Origin of the sequence: Mesorhizobium sp. M7A.F.Ca.CA.001.10.2.1, from assembly GCF_003998575.1 — a bacterium.
In the GTDB taxonomy this organism is placed as follows: Bacteria; Pseudomonadota; Alphaproteobacteria; order Rhizobiales; family Rhizobiaceae; genus Mesorhizobium.
In genome coordinates, this window is sequence record NZ_RZQY01000279.1 from 1 (window position 1) to 7,364 (window position 7,364).

At 61.1% G+C, this 7,364-nt stretch carries 7 protein-coding genes and 2 pseudogenes; 7 read left to right on the top strand and 2 right to left on the bottom strand.

From position 1 onward, the window contains the following. From EN964_RS18540 to EN964_RS38655, 6 genes and pseudogenes are all read left to right on the top strand, one after another. On the top strand, positions 1 to 1,816 hold a 1,816-nt coding region (locus EN964_RS18540; protein WP_206520066.1), incomplete at its 5' end, for a VCBS domain-containing protein. A 190-nt stretch (positions 1,817 to 2,006) separates the two neighbouring features. Further along, complete coding sequence (locus EN964_RS18545; protein WP_236383531.1) at positions 2,007 to 3,680, top strand: type I secretion system permease/ATPase; 1,674 nt, start codon at positions 2,007 to 2,009, stop codon at positions 3,678 to 3,680. Positions 3,681 to 3,699: 19 nt separating this feature from the next. Continuing rightward, on the top strand, positions 3,700 to 4,587 hold the full coding sequence (locus EN964_RS18550) for a biotin/lipoyl-binding protein (RefSeq protein WP_245490667.1): 888 nt from the start codon (positions 3,700 to 3,702) through the stop codon (positions 4,585 to 4,587). Then, positions 4,587 to 4,664 (top strand): annotated as a pseudogene (locus EN964_RS38645) (hypothetical protein); the annotation flags it as partial. The gene EN964_RS18550 and the pseudogene EN964_RS38645, both read left to right, overlap by 1 nt. Next, positions 4,663 to 4,863, top strand: a pseudogene (locus EN964_RS39120) (HlyD family secretion protein); the annotation flags it as partial. The pseudogenes EN964_RS38645 and EN964_RS39120, both read left to right, overlap by 2 nt. Next, positions 4,864 to 5,007 (top strand): hypothetical protein, encoded by a 144-nt coding sequence (locus EN964_RS38655; protein WP_245480675.1) that lies wholly within the window; start codon positions 4,864 to 4,866, stop codon positions 5,005 to 5,007. An 83-nt stretch (positions 5,008 to 5,090) separates the two neighbouring features. Here the strand turns inward: EN964_RS38655 and EN964_RS18555 are convergent, their stop codons facing one another. Both EN964_RS18555 and EN964_RS18560 read right to left on the bottom strand, forming a co-directional pair. Then, entirely contained in the window at positions 5,091 to 5,327 is a 237-nt protein-coding gene (locus EN964_RS18555; protein ID WP_127272447.1) for a hypothetical protein, read from the bottom strand. 449 nt (positions 5,328 to 5,776) lie between these two features. Further along, positions 5,777 to 6,154 carry a hypothetical protein gene (locus EN964_RS18560; RefSeq protein WP_127267917.1) on the bottom strand — a complete coding sequence of 126 codons (378 nt, stop codon included), beginning with the start codon at positions 6,152 to 6,154 and terminating at the stop codon, positions 5,777 to 5,779. A gap of 626 nt (positions 6,155 to 6,780) precedes the next feature. Between EN964_RS18560 and EN964_RS18570 the strand changes: the two genes are divergently transcribed. Continuing rightward, on the top strand, positions 6,781 to 7,364 hold a 584-nt coding region (locus tag EN964_RS18570; protein ID WP_245490668.1), incomplete at its 3' end, for a CHASE domain-containing protein.

Below are 7,364 nucleotides of genomic sequence, written 5' to 3' on the forward strand. Positions count from 1 at the left end.
CATCGTCATCTCGATCAACGGCGCCAACGACGCGGCGGTGATCACCGGCGATGCCAGCGGCTCGCTGACCGAAGCCTCCGGCGTTGCCAACGCCACGGCCGGCACCTCGCCGGCGACCGGCGATCTCGACGCCAGCGATGTCGACAGCGGCACCGACTTCTCGGTGCAGACCAACGGCGCCCACGGCACGCTGACCATCAATGCGGCCGGCGAGTGGAGCTACGCGCTCAACGAGGATGATGCCGCCGTCCAGGCGCTCAACACCGGCGATCTGGCACTCACCGACACCATCACCGTGCAGACCGCCGACGGCACGACCAAGGACATCGTCATCTCGATCAACGGCGCCAACGACGCGGCGGTGATCACCGGCGATGCCAGCGGCTCGCTGACCGAAGCCTCCGGCGTTGCCAACGCCACGGCCGGCACCTCGCCGGCGACCGGCGATCTCAATGCGACCGATGTCGACAATACGGCGACCTTCAACACCCAGGCCGCCGTCGCCAAGACCTATGGCACGTTCTCCATGGACGTGAACGGCGCTTGGAGCTACACCCTGGACGACGCCAACGCGGCCGTTCAGGCGCTCAACAGCACCGGAGCGAACACCACTCTGCACGAACTGGTGACGGTCACCACCCTCGACGGCACACAGAAGGTGATCGACATCACCATCCACGGCGCCAACGACGCGGCGGTGCTATCGTCTGCCTCGGCCAACCTGACCGAGACCAACTCGGCAGCAGATATCTCGACTTCCGGCACACTGACCATCTCGGACGTCGACAGCCCCGCAACCTTCGTCGCCCAGGCCGCCACCGCCGGTACCTACGGCACCTTCGCCATTAATGCGGCTGGTGCGTGGACCTACACGGCAAGCTCGGCCCATGACGAGTTCGTCGCCGGCCAGCACTATACCGAAAACTTCGATGTGGTCAGCGCCGACGGCACCCACACGTCGGTCGCCATCGACGTCCTCGGCACCGCCGATGCCCCGCCGCGCTTTGCTCCGACGGACATTCAGCTCACACCGAGCACTACGACGGACAATGTGACTTTCAGTTCGTTCCAGTTCACGGGAACACTGTCCGCAACCGATGCAGATCCCGGCGGCTTCGTCTACAGCATCACCTCGCAATCGGACCCTGGACTGTTTTCGATCGCCGGCAACACATTGAGCTCGGGAGATCTCTCGCCGAGCAAGGCGTATTCCATAACCGTGCAGTCAACGCAGGTCGGCGATCCGGTCGGGCCTGCTTACCAGTATTCCGAAACTTTCCAGGTCATCACCGGCAGCAATGGCAACTCAAGCGACAATCTCAGCAGCCCCGTAGGCGGCGACGATATACTCTACGGCAATGGCGGGGCGGACCAGATCTTTGGCCTGGCCGGCAATGACACGCTGTTAGGCCAAGGCGCTAATGATACCCTGTCCGGCGGCGACGGCAATGACCGGCTGGTCGGTGGTGCCGGCGCCGACACGCTTAGCGGCGGTCTGGGCGCCGACACATTCTATTACGGATCAGCCGTTGCGGATTCTGCGCCGGGTGCCGGCAGTTTCGACACCATCACCGACTTCGTGCATGGGGTCGACAAGATCGACCTGTCCTCAATCGACGCCAGCGGAGCCGCCGGTGATCAGGCGTTCCTGTTCGGAGGGCAGAATGTGAATACCGTCGCCAGCAGTATCACGTGGTCGGAAAGTGGCGGCAACACAATCGTCCGTGCGGACGTAACCGGCAACACAGGCGCCGATTTCCAGATCACGCTGACCGGTACCGGGCTCGGACTGACGGCGAGCGACTTCGTGCTTTGAAACCAGGAGGTGAGTCGCTTTGCGGCTCACCTCGTTGCTCGATGTGATTGGGCCTCCGCGTTAAGGTTTACGACGGGACTACCGACGGGCCGCGTGGCCGGCTGAAGGATCGGGGATAGTATCGGCATACAGGTGGACAGGGGGGCGGTTCTCCGCTGGGTATTTGAGTCTCGAAAGAAAATCGCAGATTGTGAAGGACGCCCTTCTGGCGTGCCGTCATTATTTCCTGATCGCGGCAGGCTTCAGCCTGGCGATCAACCTGCTCTATCTCGCCTCGCCGCTCTATATGCTGCAGATCTACGACCGTGTTGTGACCAGCGGTAGCCAGACTACGCTGGTAATGCTTACCATCGCGCTCCTGGCGGCGTTCCTTGCGCTGGCAGGTCTCGACCTCATGCGTGCCACGATCCTGACCCGGGCTAGCGTACGCCTCGACCGGTTGCTGTCCGCGAGGATCGTGGCCGCGTCGGTCGAAACCACGCAGTCGGGCTCCTCTCAGAGCCAGCCAGTGCGTGACTTTGACACGTTCCGGCAGGTCATAACTGGCATGGGCATCAATGCGCTGTTCGACCTGCCATGGTCGCCCATCTACATCGCCATCATCTTCCTGCTGCACCCCTGGCTCGGCTTCTTTGCGCTCGGCTCGTCGCTGCTGCTCGTCACCATGGCGGTGCTCAACGAATATCTGGTGCGCGCCCCGCTCAAGCAGGCCAACGACTTGGCGACGGCCAACTACAATTTCACCGATATGAGCCTGAGGAACTCGGAAGTCATTCGCGCCATGGGCATGATCGAAGGCCTCATCGGCCGCTGGGGACGCGACCGCAGCTTGGCGCTTCAACGCCAGACGCAAGCCAGCGACCGCGCCGCCTTGATGTCGGGGATGATCAAGTTCCTTCGCTTGACCATGCAGTCGCTGATCCTCGGCCTCGGCGCCTATCTGGTGATCGAACGGCAGACCACAGCCGGCTCGATGTTCGCGGCCAGCATATTGCTGGGCAGAGGACTGCAGCCCGTCGAACAGATCGTTGGCCTCTGGCGCAGCCTGATCCTGGCGCGGGCGGCGCTGGCGAGGGTTCACAAACTGGTCGACGGGGGCACGCAGAACGCAAGATCGTTCAACCTGCCGAAGCCAACCGGCAAGATTTCGGTCGAGCAGATCAGCTTTGCAATTGCCAGCCAGCAGAAAGTGCTGCTCCGGGACGTATCATTCCGGCTGGACGCAGGCGAGGCGCTGGGAATTGTCGGCCCGTCCGGCGCCGGCAAGTCAACGCTGGCTCGTCATCTCGCGGGCGTCATGCAACCCAGCCGCGGCACCGTCAGGCTGGACGGCGCCGATCTGTCGCATTGGGGACACGACGCGCTTGGTGACCACATCGGCTACCTGCCGCAGGATATCGAACTCTTCTCCGATACGGTCGCCGCCAACATCGGCCGCTTCAAGACCAATGTCGACCAGGAGGTCATCGAGGCCGCGCGGCTCGCCGGCGTGCACGAGATGATCATCCGCCTGCCGCAAGGCTATGAGACCCAGATTGGCGAAGGCGGCGCAGTGCTGTCGGGAGGATATAGGCAACGGATCGCTCTTGCTCGTGCGGTGTTCGGAACGCCGAACCTGATTATTCTTGATGAGCCGAGCTCCAATCTGGACGCCGATGGCGACCGCGCGCTGAGCGAGTGTGCGATCGAGCTCAAACGCCGGGGCAGCACGGTGATCATCGTCTCGCACCGGCCCTCGACCCTGGCGAATGTCGACAAGATCCTTCTGTTGCGCGATGGCGCGGTCGAGGCCTTCGGCATGAGAAACGAGATCGTGGCGCTGCTCAACCAGCGCGCGGCTCCAATGGCGGTGGTAACGCAATGAGCCGTGTTTGGAGAGAGCGATGAGCGACGGCGCCCTTACCTACCGAAGCCTGCCCGGGGAAACCGGCATCCTCGCTCCGGATTCGATCCGGGTGCCAGCCTATATCGGCCTGCTGATCATCGTTGCCTTCTTCGGTATCTTCGGCGGCTGGGCAGCCTTTGCCCCACTGAACGGCGCCGTGCTCGCCGACGCCATCGTCAAGGTGGAAGGCAATCGCAAGAGCGTACAGCACTTCGACGGCGGAACGGTGAAGGAAATCCGCGTCAAGGATGGCGACGTCGTCAGGAAGGGCGACATAATGCTGAAGCTGGACGACACCATGATACGATCCGAGTTCAATCTCTATGCCCAGCAATATGCGCTGCTGCGTGCAACCGATGCCAGGATTCGGGCCGAACTGGATGGCAGCGAGGCTGTTGCCTTTCCCAAGGACATCCTCAAGGAGCACGAGGCCTACCTCAGGGATGCGATGGCAAACCAGATCGCCGACCTGGAAAGCCAGCGCGCCTCGATGGCCGGCGCCAGGCAGATTCTCGAGCGGCGGATCGCCGAGCTCGAGGAGCAGATCCAGGGCAAGCAGGCTCGGGTCCAATCCTACCAGGCCCAGATGCAATCGACGATCGACGAGAAGGCCAGCCTGTCAAAGCTGCTCAAGGCTGGATTGACCACCCGCCCGCGCATTCTGGAATTGGAAAGATCGGCCTCGGATCTGCAGGGCCTAATCGACGAGAACCTCGGCGCTATAGCCGGCAGCCAACAGAGCAAAGCCGAACTCAACGGGCAGATCGCCCAATTGACCTATGAGCGCCGAGCCAAACTATCAGCCATGCTGATCGATACGCAATCGAACCTTGCCGTGCTGCCATGGACCGAGCCGAAGTGCGCGCGCCTTATGACGGCCAGGTGATGGATCTCAGCGTCTTCTCGATCGGCGCGATCGTTTCGCCGGGCCAGACTATCCTCGATATCGTTCCGACCGAAAATTCGCTGGTCGTCCCTCAGACTCGCGTCGAGGACATATCGAACCTGCGACCCGGTATGGCGTGCCGAAGTTCGTTTCACATCCTACAAACAGCGCTCAATACCCATAGTTCATGGTCGCGTCACCCGCATTTCGGCGGATCGCATTACCGACAGCAAGACCGGGTTTCCCTACTATCTTGCCGACGTAGCAGTCGACCCGGTGGAATTGGCTGCAGCCCCACAGATTGCGCTTTATCCGGGCATGCCGGCGTCAGTCATGATCGTCACCGAGGAACGCACCGCGCTCGACTATGTGCTAGGTCCGTTGGTTGTGTCGTTCCACTCCGCCTTTCGCCAGAAATAATAGGAGTTCGCGCCTATTCTTCGCGCTGGCCAACTGGTGAACCGCCGCGTCGAAGCCTCTGCGAGCATCGCTTCGAAGGCGCTTCAGGTCCTCTTGTTGGTGGTCGGCCTCGGGCGCACAACTTCCAAATCAATCTTGTTTGGCAGGTCTGGCCCTGCACTCTTGATAGCGGTGGTCATTCGGTGAGCAGGCGGGATGATGACCATCCGGACGTGTCGTTCAGGCCAGAGCGGCTTCCCGAAAATCAGAAAAAAGACAGCTATCAGGATGATGACCAATCCCGCTGCAAACGCGTTCGCGATGATCTCACCAGGATGCATGCGCTCTCCATGAATGAGTACCCGCCACGCCAAGCGAGCCGTGGCGGGTAATCAACCAACCGACGATGAAGACAATGATCGACGGTCACATTTCCAAATGTGGAAAAGGCTCCGTTGTTTCATGGGTCAGACCTTTGCGCTTCCATGTTGGGCTTTAGTCGGATCCGAGCAAGAAGGTGGTAGCAGTGCCAGCGCGAAGGCCCGTCACTGACCAGCAATGACGGGACCTGCCCCGTCGGGACACTTGGCCCGGGGTCGCAAGCGAAGCTACGAACGATCTTAAGAGGCATTCCCACTGACACCGTCAGCAATCCCCCCGACATGAGGATGATGCCTGCTTGCCGCTGGTTCTCCAGAAGGGTCTTGGCAAGTGCCTCAACTCTGGGGCGCGCGCCCTGATAACCGGGCACGCCGTTCGACGGCACCTACTTGCTACCCGTGCGGCCATTTCAATCGAGGATGCCGGCCGTTCGCAAATTCGCGAGGAGTCTGGCAGGGGCATCATTGCAGCTGATAGAAGACTGCTCGGCCATGCTCAGCGAGCACCAGGCCGCTATTTCGGCAACCAAGGCCTCGCCTCCGTCAATGGACGCCGAAACAAGGTGTCCGTCGTTGCCCATGGCAATTGCAACAGTGCCGTCCGCGCCATATCCGATCGCCGCAATTCTTTGAAATCGCCGGTCGCCGTCGACACGGACGTCGAACAGCACCGAGCCGGCGGTCTTTTCCGCCGCGTCTTCCACGCGATCGGAAAACGGGCGATTCATACTGCCTAGATTTGACAGCGACTGTTCAAACAAGACGAGTTCCACGTACTGCGCATTCATGAAGCGACTATGAGCGCGCGGGAGCAGCCGGCAATCCTGCCGTCGCCATTTCACACAGGAAACCTAAGTTGGGAGGGCAATCGGATTTGACACAGGGCATGTCCTCACCCGAGTTCGTGTCTCCCGAACGTCGCTCCTTGAGTTGAAGGTTGCAACGGCATCGTCGAGGGCCGTGACTATGCCGATGTTCGTCCCTGATTTTCCGTGCCGCACCCGATGAACTATCTCGGATAGCTGGGCGCGATCGGTCGATACGCCAAGCCATTCGCGGGCGTTGCACCGGCCGGCCCCCGGGGTGGCACTCCCAGTGAGGAGGACCCAACCGCCCTCCGCACGAGCGGCAGAAGCGGCCGCTGGTCGAAGATTTCACCAAGAGTTTTGCTGGAGCCTTGCTTTCGCATCGTCAACAAGGACGAAGGCGAGCGCCAAAGTGCAGCCTTTCGGAACTTGGTGGCAGAGACCGGAAGCTTTTATGTAGCTTCGAAGTCTAAATTTAAGCAGTTCGTTCTAGGTTGACCGGTGGGCTTGTTGTCAAGGAAACGCAATTGGGTGGATCGGGCAGAGCAATTTTCAATTTCGAAGGCGCAAGAAAGGCAGTTTTTTCAACGGCCAACTTGCCGGCGGCAATTGCGGTCGCCGTGCTTGTGATTTGCGCGATTCTTGCCGACTTGCAGAACACGAAAGTCTCCGATCAGCTCGCGCGCGCCGAAGTCCAAGCCAAGGTCAATATCATCCGGGCCAAGCTCGAAGGCAATGTAAACGGTAACCTCCAACTCGTTCAGGGCCTGGTCTCGACTGTGGTTACGGAGCCGTATATGGGGCAGCAGAGATTTGCCTCCCTTGCCAGCAACCTGTTCCAACAGAAATCGCAGCTGCGCAACATCGCCGGTGCTCCCGATCTCGTCATCTCACTGATGTATCCCATGGAAGGCAACCAGAAGGCGATCGGGCTCGATTACCGAAAGAGCGAGGCGCAACGAACGGCCGCGCTTCGCGCGCGCGACCTTGGCATTCTTGTGCTGGCAGGTCCCGTCGATCTGGCCCAGGGAGGGCGGGGCTTTGTCGGCCGCATTCCCGTCTTTGTGCCGACGGCGGGCGGCGGCAGCCGCTTCTGGGGCATCATCTCGGCCGTCATCGATGTCCACCAGCTCTACGCGGCAAGTGGCCTGAATGACCCCGGGCTAGACATCGACGTCGCGCTGACGGGGAC

Bases quoted from the DNA above. Each gene is read 5' to 3' on its own strand.
- EN964_RS18550 (WP_245490667.1), top strand. From the start codon at position 3,700: ATGAGCGACGGCGCCCTTACCTACCGAAGCCTGCCCGGGGAAACCGGC.
- EN964_RS18555 (WP_127272447.1), bottom strand. From the start codon at position 5,327: ATGCATCCTGGTGAGATCATCGCGAACGCGTTTGCAGCGGGATTGGTC.
- EN964_RS18560 (WP_127267917.1), bottom strand. From the start codon at position 6,154: ATGAATGCGCAGTACGTGGAACTCGTCTTGTTTGAACAGTCGCTGTCA.